Raw genomic sequence first — 16578 nt, 5'->3', positions numbered from 1 at the left:
TACGAGTTTGGAGGTAGAAGAATGGCTGTACACGTTGGAGATTTAGTGGAGAGAAAGTCTTATCAGCGCGATCTTCTTTTTCGAGTAACAGAAATAAAAGATACGATAGCAATTTTGTTTGGAGAAGAATTTCGGCTCGTAGCAGATGCACCAATAGAAGATTTAGTTCTTGTTGATCAACGGGATTATACGAAAAGGGTAAAGCAGGAACGAGAAACAATGGAAAAGACATATCGTTTATTCCAACAGGATTACGTATTAATGAGGCAACGTAATGAATATCAATCAACAGGTGGTTATACAAATGAAGTAAATTACTTTCAAATGCCAGGAAAAGTGCTTCACCTTGACGGGGATCCTTTATATTTAAGAAAATGTTTAGATTTATATACGAAAATCGGTGTGCCAGTACAGGGTATTCATTGTAAAGAAACAGAGATGCACGAGAAGGTTCTAGATTTAATTGAACATGTTCGTCCTGATATCTTAGTAATTACTGGGCATGATGCCTATACAAAGTCAAAAGGGGAAATGGGAGATTTAGCAGCTTATCGTCATTCTAAGCACTTTGTACAGGCTGTACGTACAGTACGAAAGAAGTACCCCTCATTAGATCATCCTGTTATTTTTGCTGGGGCGTGTCAATCGCATTTTGAAGCCCTTATTCGAGCCGGAGCCAATTTTGCAAGTTCGCCGTCTCGTATTAATATTCATGCGTTAGATCCGGTATATGTTGTAGCAAAAGTGAGCTTTACTTCTTTTATGGAACGGGTCAATGTATGGGATGTCATACGCAATACAGTAACTGGTGAGAAGGGGCTTGGCGGAATTGAAACGAAAGGGATTTTGCGAACGGGATTGCCTTTTCAATATTATGACGAGTGAGCAAGGTAAGCATTTGCCTTGCTTTTCATATGCTTGCTTTTGGAAATTTGGATAAAAAAGTATAAGAACGTACAGACTATACATATATGATTTATATTTTTATACTTTCCATCCCAATTACAGCGAGGTGTAGCACGATATGTCGAAACGTTTAGACGAAATCAAAAGTGCACTGGACCATCATCTTGGTCAGAGGCTTATGCTAAAAGCGAATAGTGGACGAAGAAAAACGATAGAACGATCTGGTGTGTTAGCAGAAACATACCGTTCTGTTTTTGTAGTTCAACTTGACCAACAAGAAGATACATTTCAGCGTGTTTCTTACAGTTATGCAGACGTATTAACAGAAACAGTTGAGCTTACATTTTATGATGCGCAAGATAATGAGGTCATGTTAGGGGAACAGTCTGTTTAAAAATGTTCTTTGTTTGATTACATATATTTTCCGGAATTGAAGAAAGTGGCAGTGTCACATACTAAATGTACCGTAGCTATAAAGGGGGGCTTGCATTGAGTAGACGAAGAGGAGTCATGTCAAATCAATTTAAAGAAGAGCTTGCGAAAGAACTTGGATTTTATGATGTTGTGCAAAAAGAGGGATGGGGCGGAATTCGTGCGAAAGATGCTGGTAACATGGTCAAGCGTGCAATTGAAATTGCAGAGCAGCAATTGATGAAACAAAACCAGTAACGGTAAGATACTTCTATGCTACGGTGGCCGAGGAGATGCTCCTCGGCTTTTTGCACGCGAAAAAGTGGTATAAGTAGTTTCATTCTTGATGCTTTTCGTTATAATTAGGGAAGTGTCATCGTTCTACTATAAATTTATGGTAAAATAAACGATAAAAGATTGAGCACATAGAGTAGGTGAATAGATTGAAGCTACTAGTTAAAGCACCAGCAAAAATTAATTTGTCGTTAGATGTACTAGGAAAAAGGCCGGACGGTTATCATGAAGTTAAAATGATTATGACAACAATTGATTTAGCAGATCGGTTAGAACTAACAGATTTATCTGAAGACCGGATTGAAATCGTATCTCATAATCGCTATGTCCCAGACGACCAAAGAAATTTAGCTTATCAAGCGGCAAAGCTGTTAAAGGAACGCTTTCAAGTAAAAAGAGGAGTATCCATTGCAATTGAAAAAACGATTCCAGTTGCAGCGGGACTAGCAGGTGGAAGCAGCGATGCGGCTGCAGCATTACGAGGTTTGAATAAATTATGGAATCTTGGACTTACAATTGATGAACTTGCAGAATTAGGTGCCGAAATTGGATCAGATGTATCATTTTGTGTATATGGTGGGACTGCCATTGCAACAGGCCGTGGAGAGAAAATTGAACATATTAAGACACCGCCTTCTTTCTGGGTTATTTTGGCAAAGCCACATATTGGTGTATCAACAGCGGATGTATATGGAAATTTACGATTAGATCGTGTAACACACCCAAATGTAGATCGTATGGTGGAAGTGATTCAAAATGGTGACTACGAAGGAATTTGTCATACAGTCGGTAATGTATTAGAAGATGTAACATTTTCAATGCATCCTGAAGTTGCACATATTAAAGCACAGATGAAACGTTTTGGTGCAGATGCAGTTTTAATGAGTGGTAGTGGGCCAACGGTTTTTGGTCTAGTTCGTCATGATTCACGCATGCACCGTATTTATAACGGATTAAAAGGATTTTGTGATCAAGTATATGCAGTACGTTTATTAGGAGAGCGAGAAAGTCTTGAATAAAGACGTATAATAAGTTATGATTTGTTTAAAATATTCGTAATTTGAGGTGAGAGCGTGAAAATCAGACGAAGTACAAGGTTGGTCGATATGACTTATTATTTGCTTCAGAATCCTCGTCAGTTAGTTTCTCTCACTTTTTTTGCTGAACGGTATCAATCTGCTAAATCTTCTATTAGTGAAGATTTAGTCATTATTAAACAAACGTTTGAACAACAAGGAGTCGGCACATTACAAACGGTACCAGGTGCAGCAGGAGGAGTGAAATATATCCCATATATAAGCCAGGAGGAAGCAACGCAAATTATTAATGAGCTTTGCAAATTATTTGAGAATCCTGATCGTATTCTTCCAGGCGGTTATTTATATATGACGGACCTTTTAAGTAACCCACGCTATATTAATGGCGCAGGGCGACTCTTTGCTTCTGTATTTGCGAGACAGCCAATTGATGCTGTTATGACAGTTGCAACGAAAGGGATTCCCTTGGCATATGCAGTAGCCAATTACTTAGATGTTCCGGTTGTGATTGCTAGAAAAGATAATAAAGTAACAGAAGGCCCAACAGTAAGTATTAATTATGTATCAGGTTCTTCTAAGCGTATTCAAACGATGACATTAGCAAAGCGCAGCCTTCCAGAAGGCGCAAATGTATTAATTATCGATGATTTTATGAAAGCTGGCGGAACTGTGCAAGGTATGATGAGCATGCTTGAGGAATTTAATGCAAATGTAGTAGGTATTGGTGTTTTAGTGGAATCAAGTGATATTGAGGAAAGACTTGTTGATGACTTTGTTTCGTTAATTCGTTTGTCTGAAGTAGATGTGAAAGAAAAGACGATTCAAGTGGAAAAAGGAAATTACTCTTTAAGTCCGTTTGCTGACATGATTGGAGAAACTGAGTAAGATAAAGTGAAACTTTCATCAGTAGAGGGTTTTTAGCCCTCACTGATGAAAAGTTCTTACCAATCGGGTTGCGAGTAGCGGAAGAAACAACCTTCTCAATAGATTGATTTAACGAAGATGTTGTTCGCTAGAGTAGAGAAAAGATAAAGCAACTGCTTTATCTTTTTTTGTAAAGTGAAACTATTATCAATAAGGATAGTTCATTCTTATTGATAATAAGCTCTCACCTAATTTTTTTATTCTGGGGATTCTTGATCGATTGTAATCGATGGGTTTTAGTAGACGGTAGGCTCCCAATTCTGGGGGGCTTACCGCCTGCTAAAACTGCAGTTCCCCTATTGGGAGTAGTTTACGAAAGTGGGATAAAAAATATTAAAGGGTGAAAAACGATGAAAGTAGTTCAAACAAATGAAGCACCACAGGCGATCGGCCCGTATTCACAAGGTATGATTGTAAATAATATGTTTTACAGTTCTGGACAAATTCCTTTAACAGTAGCTGGTGAACTTTTGACTGGAGATGTAAAGGAACAAACAGAGCAAGTGTTTCGAAATTTACAGGCAGTATTAACAGAAGCTGGAGCATCGTTTGAAACAGTTGTAAAAACAACTGTATTTTTAAAAGATATGAATGATTTTGATGCGGTAAATGAAGTATATAGTACATATTTTTCTGTACATAAACCAGCACGTTCTTGTGTACAGGTAGCAAAATTACCGAAAGATGTATCGGTTGAAATTGAAGTCATTGCCCTTGTGAAGTAAGAATTTGTAAGCGACAACGTCCGTTTATTTTTATATTCAATTAAAATAAAAATTTTTATCTTAAAAATTTTTAAAAAATTGAAGGAAAAATAGAAAATTTGTGGAATTTATAGAAATATATCGCTTATTTAGAAAAAGGGTGGTGAACACAAGATGGAAGTGACTGACGTAAGATTACGCCGCGTAAACACAGAAGGCCGCATGAGAGCGATTGCTTCTATTACACTAGACCATGAGTTTGTTGTTCATGATATTCGTGTAATTGATGGCAATAATGGGTTATTTGTAGCAATGCCAAGTAAACGTACTCCAGATGGAGAGTTCCGTGATATTGCTCATCCAATTAATTCTAATACTCGTTCTAAAATTCAAGATGCGGTTTTAACTGAGTATCACCGTTTAGGCGAGTTAGAAGAAGTTGAGTTTGAAGAAGCTGGAGCTTCGTAAAATTCGAAGAAGAAGAGCTCTATAATAAGGGCTCTATAATTTTGGCAAACTCCTGTAAGTATTTACGGGAGTTTGTTTTTGTTTATCCCACTATTCGCGGGTAGTAAGACTCCCGACGATGGAAGCTTCCCTTTATATACTTTCTTCTTCAATCTCCCCTTAAAAAGAAATAGTATAGCTTATTTCATAAAAAAAGATACTAAATACTAAAACATTACATAAAAGTTATGGTAAAATTTAATAGTTATGCAGTGTTTCTTGAAATATATAATTATTTAAGATAATATCTTTAATGGATAAATAGGTTGCGATGGAGGGTCTATATGTCAAAAAGATTTGCAGTGATTCTTGCTGCAGGAAAAGGTACGCGTATGAAGTCAAGTCTATACAAAGTGCTTCATCCTGTATGTGGGAAACCGATGGTACAGCATGTAGTTGATCAAGTCTCTCAGCTAGAAGTACAGAAGCTTGTTACGGTTGTTGGACACGGCGCTGAAAAGGTACAAGATCAATTAGGAAGTGCAAGTGAATTTGCATTACAAACAGAGCAGCTAGGAACAGCACATGCCGTTATGCAAGCAGCTGATGCACTGGATAATGAAGAAGGAACAACATTAGTAATTTGTGGTGATACGCCTCTTATTACAGCGGAAACAATGGAAGCTCTGTTAAAACAGCATGGAGAAGCAGGTGCAAAGGCAACGGTACTAACAGCCTGCATTGAGGAACCTGCTGGTTATGGACGAATTGTTCGTAATGAAAATGGTCACGTTGAAAAAATTGTCGAACATAAAGATGCAAACGAAGAAGAACGAGCTATTAAAGAAATTAATACAGGTACGTATTGTTTTGATAATAAAGCGCTATTTGCTTCTCTTTCTAAAGTTTCTAATGAAAATGTGCAAGGGGAATATTACCTTCCAGATGTAATTGAGATTTTGAAAAATGAAGGTCATATTGTATCTGCCTATCAAACGGAGCATTTTGATGAAACGTTAGGAGTTAACGACAGAGTCGCTCTATCGCAAGCGGAAGACATTATGAAAAAACGTATTAACCGTAAACACATGGTGAATGGTGTTACAATTATTGATCCGAACAACACGTATATTTCTGTCGATGCAAAAATCGGTAATGATACGGTTATTTATCCGGGGACAATTATTGAAGGTTATACTGTTATTGGGTCAAATTGTGAAGTTGGACCGCATACAGTAATCCGTGATAGTGAAGTGGGAGATAATACAACAATTCGCCAATCTACAGTTCATGATAGTAAGATTGGTATTGATGTTGCAATTGGGCCGTTCGCTCATATCCGCCCGCAATCTGTTATTGGTAATGAAGTACGTGTTGGAAACTTCGTGGAAATTAAAAAGACTGTCTTTGGTAATAGAAGTAAAGCTTCACACTTAAGTTATATCGGGGATGCACAAGTTGGAGAAGACGTGAATCTTGGGTGCGGTTCAATTACGGTGAACTACGATGGCAAGAATAAATTTAAAACGGTTATCGGAGATGGCGTATTTATTGGTTGTAATTCAAACCTTGTTGCTCCTGTAACAGTTGAAGATGGTGCTTATGTTGCGGCAGGCTCTACAATTACAGAGCATGTTCCATCAAAAGCATTATCAATTGCACGTGCACGTCAAGTTAACAAAGAAGACTATGTTTCTCAATTGCTGAACAAGAAAAAATCATAATGTGGAGGGTTAATCTAGATGTCGAATCAATATCTAAATTCCAATTTGAAAGTGTTTTCTTTAAACTCTAACAAGGCGCTCGCTGAGCAAATTGCAAAGCACATTGGAGTAGAATTAGGAAAATGTTCTGTTGCACGTTTTAGTGATGGAGAAATTCAAATTAACATTGAAGAAAGTATTCGTGGTTGCGATGTATTTATCATCCAATCTACAAGTTTCCCAGTAAACGAGCATATTATGGAATTGCTTATTATGATTGATGCGTTAAAACGTGCATCTGCGAAAACAATTAACATTGTTATTCCTTACTATGGCTATGCACGTCAAGATCGTAAAGCGCGTTCTCGTGAGCCGATTACAGCGAAGCTTGTTGCAAACTTACTTGAAACAGCGGGTGCTACTCGTGTAATTACTCTAGATTTACATGCTCCACAAATTCAAGGATTCTTTGATATTCCAATCGACCATTTAATGGGTGTACCTATTCTTTCTGATTATTTTGAGAAGAAAGGTCTTAAGGATATCGTAATTGTATCTCCTGACCACGGTGGTGTAACGCGCGCGAGAAAAATGGCAGATCGTTTAAAAGCACCAATCGCTATTATCGATAAACGCCGTCCGCGTCCAAACGTAGCAGAAGTAATGAATATCGTAGGTAATATCGAAGGTAAAACAGCAATTTTAATTGATGACATCATTGATACAGCTGGTACAATTACATTAGCAGCAAACGCTCTTGTAGAGAACGGTGCTTCTGAAGTATATGCTTGCTGTACACATCCAGTTTTATCTGGTCCAGCAATTGAACGTATTCAAAATTCAAACATTAAAGAGTTAGTTGTAACAAACTCTATCGTATTACCAGAAGAGAAGAAAATTGATAAAGTACAAGAACTTTCTGTTGCTCCATTAATTGGAGAAGCAATTATTCGTGTTTACGAAGAAGAATCTGTAAGTGTACTATTTAATTAATTGGATAGAATGAGACGTAACCAATTTTGGTTACGTCTTTTCGTATCGAAAAAAGAAAGTGGTGTTACAATGAAATTAATAGTAGGACTTGGTAACCCAGGGAGAGAATATGAATTAACAAGGCATAACATTGGGTTCATGGCTATCGATGAATTGTCTAAACGTTGGAATATACCGTTAAATGAACAGAAATTTAAAGGGTTATTTGGTGCGGGTTTTGTGAATGGAGAAAAAGTTATTTTATTAAAGCCCCTTACATATATGAATTTATCTGGAGAAAGTATTCGTCCACTTATGGATTACTATAAAATTGATATTGAAGATTTTGTAGTGATGTACGATGATTTAGATATTCCGGTTGGGAAATTACGTCTTCGTATGAAAGGTAGTGCTGGTGGTCATAATGGTGTAAAATCAACAATTGCACATTTAGGGACACAGGAATTTCAACGTATTCGTATGGGGATCGATCGTCCTAAAAATGGGATGAAGGTAGTCGATTATGTTTTAGGTCGTTTTACAGTAGATGAGATGCCAGAGGTAGAGCGAGCAATTGAAAAAAGTGCAGGTGCATGTGAAGAATGGCTGAAAACTCCATTTTTACAAGTTATGAATACTTTTAATAACTAACGTTTTGGAAATGGAATATTTTCTTGTACTTATATCCATAATAGTAGTAATTGTACGGCTAGGAGGAATTTATGGACGGACATTATCACTGCAGACATTGTGGATGTAAGATAGGTAGTATTGCAGCAGAAAAAGTATATGGCTTTGTATTGGGTCAACTAACAGAGCAAGAGCGATTAGAAATGATTCATTTTGATGAAAACGGAAATATATATATAAAAACAATTTGTGAATCGTGTCAAAAAACGCTCGCATCCTATCCTGAGTACTATGAATATGAACTGTTCTTACAATAAAAATGAAATTTCTATCAGAGTATGTTTTCCCCACTGATAGTTAGTTGAACGATTATAGGTAAACTTCTATCCTCCTTTTTTCTAAATATGGAGATGGAAGGCTTATTGCTTATAGAGGATGGGATGCAATGTTTTCGCTTTGGCTTGTCCAAAGCATTTTTCTGTTTTCTTTTTCCAAAATATTTGCATAAAATATAATAGCTTGCTCTTTATGTTGAGAGGAGTCTTGAAAAATGATAGGTTTACTAGAGCAGTTTTACGAAAATAAAGAAATAGGAACGATTATAGATGGGTTACAAGAAGGATTAAAAGAACAGCTTATCTCGGGGATGGCAACGTCTTCTCGTTCATTGTTAATGGCTAGTTTATATAAAAAAACACAGCAGTCACAGCTTGTCATAACACATAATTTATATCAAGCGCAAAAAGTATATGAAGATTTAGTTTCATTAATTGGAGAGCAGAATGTTTGGTTATATCCTGTCAATGAATCGATTGCATCAGAAATCGGTGTTGCAAGTCCGGAACTGAAGGCGCAGCGCATTGAAGTATTGAACCGCTTAGCAGCTGGGGAAAAGGGAATTATTGTGGCTCCTGTTGCAGGTTTACGTCGTTTTCTACCAACAAAAGAGATGTGGAAGAAACAGCAAATTGAATTAAACATGGGGCAAGAAATTGATCTTGATGAATTGCTTCGTGTGTTAACGACCATGGGATATGAACGTAAATCTATGGTAGAGGCACCTGGAGAATTTAGTGTTCGCGGTGGGATATTAGATATCTATCCATTAACGGAAGAACTGCCAATTCGTATTGAGTTTTTTGATACAGAAGTAGATTCTATTCGTTCCTTTACTGTAGAAGAGCAGCGTTCGCAAGAGAAGATAGAAAGCGTATCATTTGGCCCTGCCACGGAATTTGTATTTTCTAAAGAAGAACTCGCACTTGGTGTGCAGAAGTTAGAATCAAGCTTAGCTAATACATTAAAAAAAGTATCCGATGAGAAATTAAAAACGACGATATTAGAAACAGTAACATATGAGCTAGAATTATTGAAAAATGGACAGACCATCGAGCAGATGTTTAAATATTTATCCTTATTTTATAATGAACCTGCTAGTCTAATAGAATATTTACCGGAAAATGGTGTTGTTATTCTAGATGAGGTTTCTCGAATTCAAGAAACAGCGGATCATTTAGAAACAGAAGAAGCAGAATGGTATATATCGCTTCTTGGGGAAGGTGCAATTGTTCAAGATTTATCTTTTTCTCATAATTTTGCACAATTTTTGCACCATAAAAAACGAAGTTTCTTATACTTAAATTTATTTTTACGCCATATTCCGCATACACATCCGCAAAATATTGTGAATTTAACATGTAAAACAATGCAAGACTTTCATGGTCAAATGAATTTATTAAAAACAGAAATTGATAGATGGACGAAAAGTCATTTTACAACGGTTGTACTAGGCGCAAATGAAGAGCGAACGAAGAAATTGCAACATATTTTAAATGATTATGATATTGAAGCAGATATTATTGAGGGAACGGATGTATTGCTTCCGGGGCGTGTTCAGATTGCTGTGGGTGACCTACATGCAGGTTTTGAAATGCCGATGCAAAAGCTTGCGATTATTACTGAAAAAGAATTATTTAATAAAAAGGTAAAAAAATCACAGCGTAAGCAAAAACTTTCGAATGCAGAGAGAATTAAAAGCTACTCTGAACTAAAAGTTGGTGATTATGTTGTTCACGTAAACCATGGTATTGGTAAATTTTTAGGGATTGAAACGCTAGAGATTAATGGTGTTCATAAAGATTATTTGCATATCAAATATCAAGGAAACGATAAATTATACGTCCCAATTGAGCAAATTGACCAAGTGCAGAAGTATGTAGGATCTGAAGGGAAAGATCCGAAAATCTATAAACTCGGTGGAAATGATTGGAAGAAAGTTAAGACAAAGGTAGAAAAATCTGTCCAAGATATTGCAGATGATTTAATTAAATTGTATGCAGAGCGTGAGGCTTCAAAAGGATACGCCTTTACTCCGGATACTTCTGAACAACAGGAATTTGAATTGTCTTTCCCTTATCAAGAAACAGAAGATCAGCTACGCTCAATTACAGAAATTAAAAAGGATATGGAGCGCGGTCGTCCGATGGATCGCCTACTTTGCGGTGACGTTGGATATGGAAAAACAGAAGTGGCAATTCGTGCTGCCTTTAAAGCAATTATGGATGAAAAACAAGTTGCGATTTTAGTACCAACGACAATTTTAGCGCAGCAACATTATGAAACAATTCGAGAGCGTTTTCAAGATTATCCAATTAATATTGGGTTATTAAGTCGCTTCCGTACGAGAAAACAGCAAAATGAAACGATTAAAGGATTAAAAGACGGTACCGTTGATATTGTTATCGGCACACATCGCCTTTTATCGAAAGATGTCATATATAAAGACTTAGGACTACTTATTATTGATGAAGAACAACGGTTTGGTGTGACACATAAAGAAAAAATTAAGCAACTAAAAGCCAATATCGATGTACTAACATTAACAGCAACGCCAATTCCACGTACACTTCATATGTCTATGTTAGGTGTTCGCGATTTATCTGTTATTGAAACACCGCCAGAAAATCGTTTCCCAGTGCAGACGTACGTTGTGGAATATAATCCGGCATTAATGCGCGAGGCAATTGAACGTGAGCTTGCACGAGGTGGTCAAATATACTTTTTATATAATCGTGTTGAAGATATTGAGCGAAAAGCAGATGAAATTTCAATGCTTGTTCCTGATGCGCGGGTAACCTTTGCGCATGGAAAGATGAATGAAAGTGAATTAGAATCTGTTATGCTTTCCTTCTTAGAGGGGCAACATGATGTACTTGTAAGTACAACGATTATTGAAACAGGTGTTGATATTCCGAATGTAAATACATTAATCGTATTTGATGCAGATCGTATGGGTTTATCGCAGTTGTATCAATTGCGTGGTCGAGTAGGACGCTCAAATCGCGTTGCCTATGCATATTTCACTTATAAACGCGATAAAGTGCTATCTGAGGTTGCAGAAAAACGTTTGCAAGCCATTAAAGAATTTACGGAGCTCGGGTCTGGGTTTAAAATTGCAATGCGCGATTTATCCATTCGCGGGGCTGGTAATCTATTAGGTGCAGAGCAGCATGGCTTTATTGATTCTGTTGGTTTTGATTTATATTCACAAATGTTAAAAGATGCAATCGAGCAGCGTAGAGGTACGAACATGGAAGAGCAAGCGCTTGATATTGAAATTGACCTTGAAGTAGATGCATACTTACCGGATGCGTATATTTCCGATAGTAAACAAAAAATTATGATGTATAAGCAATTTAGGGGCGTTTCTACTATTGAGGATATTGAGGAATTACAAGAAGAGATGATTGATCGCTTCGGCGATTATCCGCAAGAAGTCGGATACTTACTGCAAATTGCAAATATTAAAGTGTTAGCAATGCAAGAGAAAATTGAGTTAATTAAACAAACGAAACAAGAAGTTACGATGTTATTTTCTGAAAAGGCTAGTCAAAATATTGATGGCGGAAAATTATTTATGCTTGGCAGCAGTTTTGGACGTATGATTGGTCTTGGTATGGAAGGTTCTCGTTTGAAAATTGTGATGAACGTTCGTGAAATAGAAACATCGAAGTGGCTCACAATTGCCGAAAATTTACTAAAAGGCTTAAAAGATGTGAAAAAAGAAGAGATAAATGCCTAAATTAGGGTAAAAAATACAATTCGGCGTGTATAGAAGAACTAATGTGTAAAATACTATGCTTAATAGTTGGTGATTTTTACATGAACAGGTAAAATCACGACTTTTATCATCAGTAGAAAGTGAGGCAGCATTAGAATGAAAGCAACTGGAATTGTACGTCGAATTGATGATTTAGGAAGGGTTGTTATCCCGAAAGAAATTCGCAGAACTCTCCGTATTCGGGAAGGCGACCCGTTAGAAATTTTTGTTGATCGCGATGGAGAAGTTATTTTAAAGAAATATTCTCCGATTAGCGAATTAAGTGATTTTGCTAAAGAATATGCAGATGCTATATATGATAGTTTAGGACATAACGTGCTTGTTTGCGACCGTGATTCAATTATTGCTGTCGCTGGCGTGTCAAAAAAAGAATACTTAAATAAAAGTGTTGGAGATCTAATTGAGAAAGCAATGGAAGAACGCAAATCAGTCGTAATGACAGATGAAAGCGAAATTTCCATTATCGATGGAGTAACGGAGAAGATACAATCTTATACAATTGGTCCAATTATCGCAAATGGTGACCCGATTGGAGCTGTTATCATTTTTTCAAAAGAAGCCATCATTAGTGATGTAGAACACAAAGCTGTTGATACAGCAGCAAGCTTCTTAGCAAAACAGATGGAGCAATAAAGTGAAACTTCCATCAGTGGGGATTTTCTTCATCCCCCACTGATGGTTAGTTGAACCAATCGGGCTTTTACGGGCAGTTATCCCCTACCTATCTTCTTTGCTTTTCTCCGAATCTTGAGGTGGGGTCTTACTGCCCGTTAATGCGGGATAAAGTGACGTTCTTCTTACTCATGGTTAGCCCGCAAATTGGGCTCGTGCAGGCGGTCGTGCTTTGCGATACACCTTAACATACCGCCTGTTGAAATGAAATTATATATTTGTGTAAAGGTAGCATTTTGCTACCTTTTTTACGTGATAGTATTCAAAGTCGAAGACCGCTTTTTTCTTTGTGATATAATACGTAGGATGAGTATAGAAAAAAGGGAGATTGTATGGTCATGGAGACGAAGAAGTACCACGCTTTTTGGCGCGGAGCGATTATATTAACAATTGCGAGCTTTGTTACAAAAGTATTAAGCGCTTTTTACCGTATTCCATATCAAAATATAGCTGGTGACATTGGCTTTTACATTTATCAGCAAATTTACCCGTTTTACGGGTTTTGTTTAATTTTAGCGACATATGGTTTCCCAATCATAATTTCAAAAATGATTGCAGAGCGTTTAGAACGAGGAGAACGAAAAGAAGCAGAGTCCATTATATGTATTTCTTTTTGGTTTTTATTAGCTATCGGAAGCATTGGGTTTATTGTATTGTTTTTTGGGGCACATACAATTGCATCTTTAATGGGAGATGCTCATTTGGACAAGTTAATTCGTACAATTGCATTTTCTTTTTTATTAATGCCATTTCTTTCTGTAGCACGTGGTTATTTTCAAGGATTTGGAAATATGGTGCCGACAGCTGTATCGCAAGTAATAGAACAAACGATTCGTGTATCCATTATTGTATTTCTATCATTATTCCTTATAACAAAAGGATTTGATTTATATACGGTGGGAGCAGGCGCTATGTTTGGTTCTATAGCAGGTGGCTTGATCGGTGTAATTGTATTGTTTTTTTATTTGCGAAAAGATTTTCGTGCTATTTTTTTGCAAAGTTTTAAAGCGATTCGTAATAAAAAGGTCATTATTCGTACATTGTTTTGGCAAGGAATTGCTATTTGTATTAGTAATTTAGTTTTAATTTTTATGCAAATGGCGGATTCTGTTTCATTTTATAGTTTACTTGTTCAGAACGGAGAGTCGGTAGAAATAGCAAAAATGCTAAAAGGTATATACGATCGTGGCATTCCTCTTATGCAGCTCGGGACAGTCGTGACAACATCGTTTTCCCTTTCTTTAATTCCGATGATTACAGCGGCAAAAGAGAGAGGAGATTATGTATTTATTCGCGAAAAAGTACAGCTAGCAATGAAAATTACATTTGTGATTGGACTTGCTGCATCATTAGGACTCGCGAGTATCATTCGGCCTGCAAATATTATGCTATTTGAGAATAGCGCCGGCTCCGATGTGCTAGGGGTTTTATCTATCTCTATCTTGTTTAGTTCGCTCGCAATTACAACGGCATCTATTTTGCAAGGATTGGGACAAACGGTAAAGCCAGCTTTATTTGTTGTAATTGGTGCATGTGTGAAATTATTACTCAATTGTATACTCATGCCGCATTTTGGTGCAATCGGTGCAGCGATTGCAACTGTGGCTGCATTGATGTGCATTGCATTACTGAATAGCATGTTGCTGATTCGAGTTGTTAATGAGTCGCTTATGCAGAGAAAGTCCATTGTAGGTATGACAATTGGAGCTTTAAGTATGGTGTTAGTGCTCGCTGGATTTATGTATATGTTTGATTGGCTGGGGTTACAAGCTACCGATGAACATAGAGGTATCGCAATGATTCAAGCGCTGCTCGGTATCGGTGTCGGTGGCCTACTATATGTATTTCTTATTTTAAAGTTCCGTGTATTTACAGCGCAGGAACTTGGATCAGTTATGAAACATGAAAAAGTACAAACTTCGTTGAAGAAGAGTGGATAGAGGTGGATTTTATGAAACGAACAATTACGATTTTAGGATTAGGGGCTGGTGAATTAGATCAGCTTACAATGGGCGTATATCGCAAAGTAAAAGAAGCGGCACATATGTACGTTCGAACAAAAGAGCATCCAGTTATAATGGAACTCGAGAAAGAAGGTGTATTATATACATCTTTTGATGCCGTATACGAAGCGTATGATACATTTGATGAAGTGTATGAAACAATCTCTAACACATTGATTGAAAAAGCTAAGGATACTGATATTTTATATGCAGTTCCAGGGCATCCGCTTGTGGCAGAGCGTACTGTACAACTTTTGCTGCAAAAAGGAGAAAAAGAGAATATTGATGTGCGTATCGAAGGTGGACAAAGCTTTTTAGATCCAATGTTTGCAAGTTTGAAAATCGACCCGATTGAAGGGTTTCAGTTGATTGATGCAACGTCGTTCGAGCGAGGACAATTAGAACTTCGTCAGCACTTGATTTTCTGCCAAGTGTACGATGCGTTTATAGCATCTGAAGTCAAACTAACGTTAATGGAAATGCTTCCAGATGATTATGAAGTATATATTGTAACCGCAGCTGGAACGTCATTTGAACAAGTGAAAAAAGTACCGCTTTATTTATTAGATCATGAGGCAGAACTTAACAATTTAACGAGTGTGTACGTGCCGCCTGTGTTAAATCGCCAATCGTTATACCAACAATTTGATGTATTGCGAAATATTATTGCAGAGTTGCGTGGACCAAATGGATGTCCGTGGGATAAAAAACAAACGCATCAATCGTTAAAGAAATATTTAATTGAAGAAGCATATGAAGTGTTAGAGGCTATTGATGAGGAAGATGATGATCATCTTGTTGAAGAGCTTGGTGATGTTCTCTTACAAGTTATGCTTCATGCACAAATTGGCGAAGATGAAGGTTGGTTCTCAATTGATGATGTAATTCGTACGTTGTCTGAAAAAATGGTACGTCGTCATCCTCATGTGTTCGGAGATGTTAGTGTAGAGACTGCTGCTGATGTTGTTGTGAATTGGGAAGAAATTAAAAAACAGGAAAAAGGAAATATAAAAGAGTCTATTTTATCAGGCATTCCTAAAAGTTTACCTCAGCTAATGCGCGCTTATGAAATTCAAAAAGAAGCAGCAAAGGTTGGTTTTGATTGGGATGATGTCGAGCCAATGATGGAAAAAGTAGGAGAAGAATGGGAAGAATTTCAACGTGAAGTGACAGCTATGGAAGAAGAGAAGATGTTAGCGGAATTTGGTGACTTAGTATTTGCATTTGTAAATATTGCCCGCTACTATAAAATCAATCCAGAAGAAGCGCTTCATAAAACAAATGAAAAATTTATGAGTCGTTTTTTATACATGGAAGCAAAGGTTGCTAGTATGGAGAAAGAAATGAAAGATCTTTCTTTAAAAGAGCTCGATGCACTATGGGAAGAGGCAAAACGAATAGAGAACGAATAAGGGGGAGTCGTCATGCGTTTAGATAAATTTCTAAAAGTATCTCGTCTTATCAAAAGAAGAACGTTAGCAAAAGAAGTTGCGGATCAAGGCCGCATTATGATTAACGGCCAAGCTGCAAAAGCTAGTTCAACTGTAAAGGTAGAAGACGAATTAACAATTCGTTTTGGCCAAAAAATTGTTACTGTGAAAATTAATGAACTAAAAGAAACAACCAAAAAAGAAGATGCTGCAAATTTATACACTGTTGTTCGTGAAGAGAAAGTCGAAGTAAAAGCAGAGGATAGCTTGTTCTAAATAATTTTGTCTCCTCATACATTGGTACTAGTATAAAGTTATGGGGGGA

The 16578-nt window shown here is 37.0% G+C and carries 16 protein-coding genes; all 16 read left to right on the top strand.

The features are described from left to right. Positions 1 to 21 precede the first annotated feature (21 nt). The 16 genes from yabG to CN326_RS00115 all read left to right on the top strand — a co-directional run bounded on the left by yabG (position 22) and on the right by CN326_RS00115 (position 16529). Complete coding sequence (gene yabG / locus CN326_RS00190; protein WP_098304998.1) at positions 22 to 885, top strand: sporulation peptidase YabG; 864 nt, start codon at positions 22 to 24, stop codon at positions 883 to 885. A gap of 139 nt (positions 886 to 1024) precedes the next feature. Next, positions 1025 to 1300: a biofilm formation stimulator Veg gene (gene veg, locus CN326_RS00185; protein ID WP_098304996.1), complete on the top strand. Its 276-nt coding sequence runs from the start codon at positions 1025 to 1027 to the stop codon at positions 1298 to 1300. 95 nt (positions 1301 to 1395) lie between these two features. Beyond that, the gene (sspF, locus tag CN326_RS00180; RefSeq protein WP_001985066.1) at positions 1396 to 1575 is read left to right on the top strand and encodes an acid-soluble spore protein SspF; all 180 of its coding nucleotides are present in this window, start codon (positions 1396 to 1398) and stop codon (positions 1573 to 1575) included. 185 nt (positions 1576 to 1760) lie between these two features. Then, the gene (gene ispE / locus CN326_RS00175) at positions 1761 to 2630 is read left to right on the top strand and encodes a 4-(cytidine 5'-diphospho)-2-C-methyl-D-erythritol kinase (RefSeq protein WP_141524939.1); all 870 of its coding nucleotides are present in this window, start codon (positions 1761 to 1763) and stop codon (positions 2628 to 2630) included. A 54-nt stretch (positions 2631 to 2684) separates the two neighbouring features. Then, the gene (gene purR / locus CN326_RS00170) at positions 2685 to 3533 is read left to right on the top strand and encodes a pur operon repressor (protein WP_098304992.1); all 849 of its coding nucleotides are present in this window, start codon (positions 2685 to 2687) and stop codon (positions 3531 to 3533) included. Between the two features lie 389 nt (positions 3534 to 3922). Beyond that, on the top strand, positions 3923 to 4297 hold the full coding sequence (locus tag CN326_RS00165; RefSeq protein ID WP_098304990.1) for a RidA family protein: 375 nt from the start codon (positions 3923 to 3925) through the stop codon (positions 4295 to 4297). Positions 4298 to 4450: 153 nt separating this feature from the next. Next, positions 4451 to 4744, top strand: coding sequence for a septation regulator SpoVG (spoVG, locus tag CN326_RS00160; protein WP_000454042.1), 294 nt, complete (start codon positions 4451 to 4453; stop codon positions 4742 to 4744). 323 nt (positions 4745 to 5067) lie between these two features. Beyond that, entirely contained in the window at positions 5068 to 6447 is a 1380-nt protein-coding gene (gene glmU / locus CN326_RS00155) for a bifunctional UDP-N-acetylglucosamine diphosphorylase/glucosamine-1-phosphate N-acetyltransferase GlmU (RefSeq protein ID WP_098304988.1), read from the top strand. Between the two features lie 18 nt (positions 6448 to 6465). Then, positions 6466 to 7419: a ribose-phosphate diphosphokinase gene (locus CN326_RS00150; protein ID WP_098304986.1), complete on the top strand. Its 954-nt coding sequence runs from the start codon at positions 6466 to 6468 to the stop codon at positions 7417 to 7419. A gap of 69 nt (positions 7420 to 7488) precedes the next feature. Continuing rightward, positions 7489 to 8049, top strand: a complete 561-nt coding sequence (pth, locus tag CN326_RS00145) for an aminoacyl-tRNA hydrolase (RefSeq protein WP_098304984.1) — start codon at positions 7489 to 7491, stop codon at positions 8047 to 8049. 71 nt (positions 8050 to 8120) lie between these two features. Beyond that, a complete protein-coding gene (locus CN326_RS00140) occupies positions 8121 to 8345 on the top strand; it encodes an anti-sigma-F factor Fin family protein (protein ID WP_098304982.1) in 225 nt (74 codons plus the stop codon). Between the two features lie 233 nt (positions 8346 to 8578). After that, complete coding sequence (gene mfd, locus CN326_RS00135; RefSeq protein ID WP_098304980.1) at positions 8579 to 12109, top strand: transcription-repair coupling factor; 3531 nt, start codon at positions 8579 to 8581, stop codon at positions 12107 to 12109. A 135-nt stretch (positions 12110 to 12244) separates the two neighbouring features. Continuing rightward, positions 12245 to 12781, top strand: a complete 537-nt coding sequence (gene spoVT, locus CN326_RS00130; protein WP_098304978.1) for a stage V sporulation protein T — start codon at positions 12245 to 12247, stop codon at positions 12779 to 12781. A 377-nt stretch (positions 12782 to 13158) separates the two neighbouring features. Then, positions 13159 to 14760 (top strand): putative polysaccharide biosynthesis protein, encoded by a 1602-nt coding sequence (locus CN326_RS00125; protein ID WP_098304976.1) that lies wholly within the window; start codon positions 13159 to 13161, stop codon positions 14758 to 14760. 11 nt (positions 14761 to 14771) lie between these two features. Continuing rightward, complete coding sequence (yabN, locus tag CN326_RS00120) at positions 14772 to 16235, top strand: bifunctional methyltransferase/pyrophosphohydrolase YabN (RefSeq protein WP_098304974.1); 1464 nt, start codon at positions 14772 to 14774, stop codon at positions 16233 to 16235. Positions 16236 to 16247: 12 nt separating this feature from the next. Beyond that, positions 16248 to 16529 (top strand): RNA-binding S4 domain-containing protein, encoded by a 282-nt coding sequence (locus CN326_RS00115; RefSeq protein ID WP_098304972.1) that lies wholly within the window; start codon positions 16248 to 16250, stop codon positions 16527 to 16529. Positions 16530 to 16578: the final 49 nt, after the last annotated feature.

The organism is Bacillus sp. AFS018417 (genome assembly GCF_002560985.1).
Taxonomy (GTDB): domain Bacteria; phylum Bacillota; class Bacilli; order Bacillales; family Bacillaceae_G; genus Bacillus_A; species Bacillus_A rhizoplanae.
Note: the sequence above shows the minus strand (reverse complement) of the source record. Positions and strands in the feature narration are given on the sequence as shown.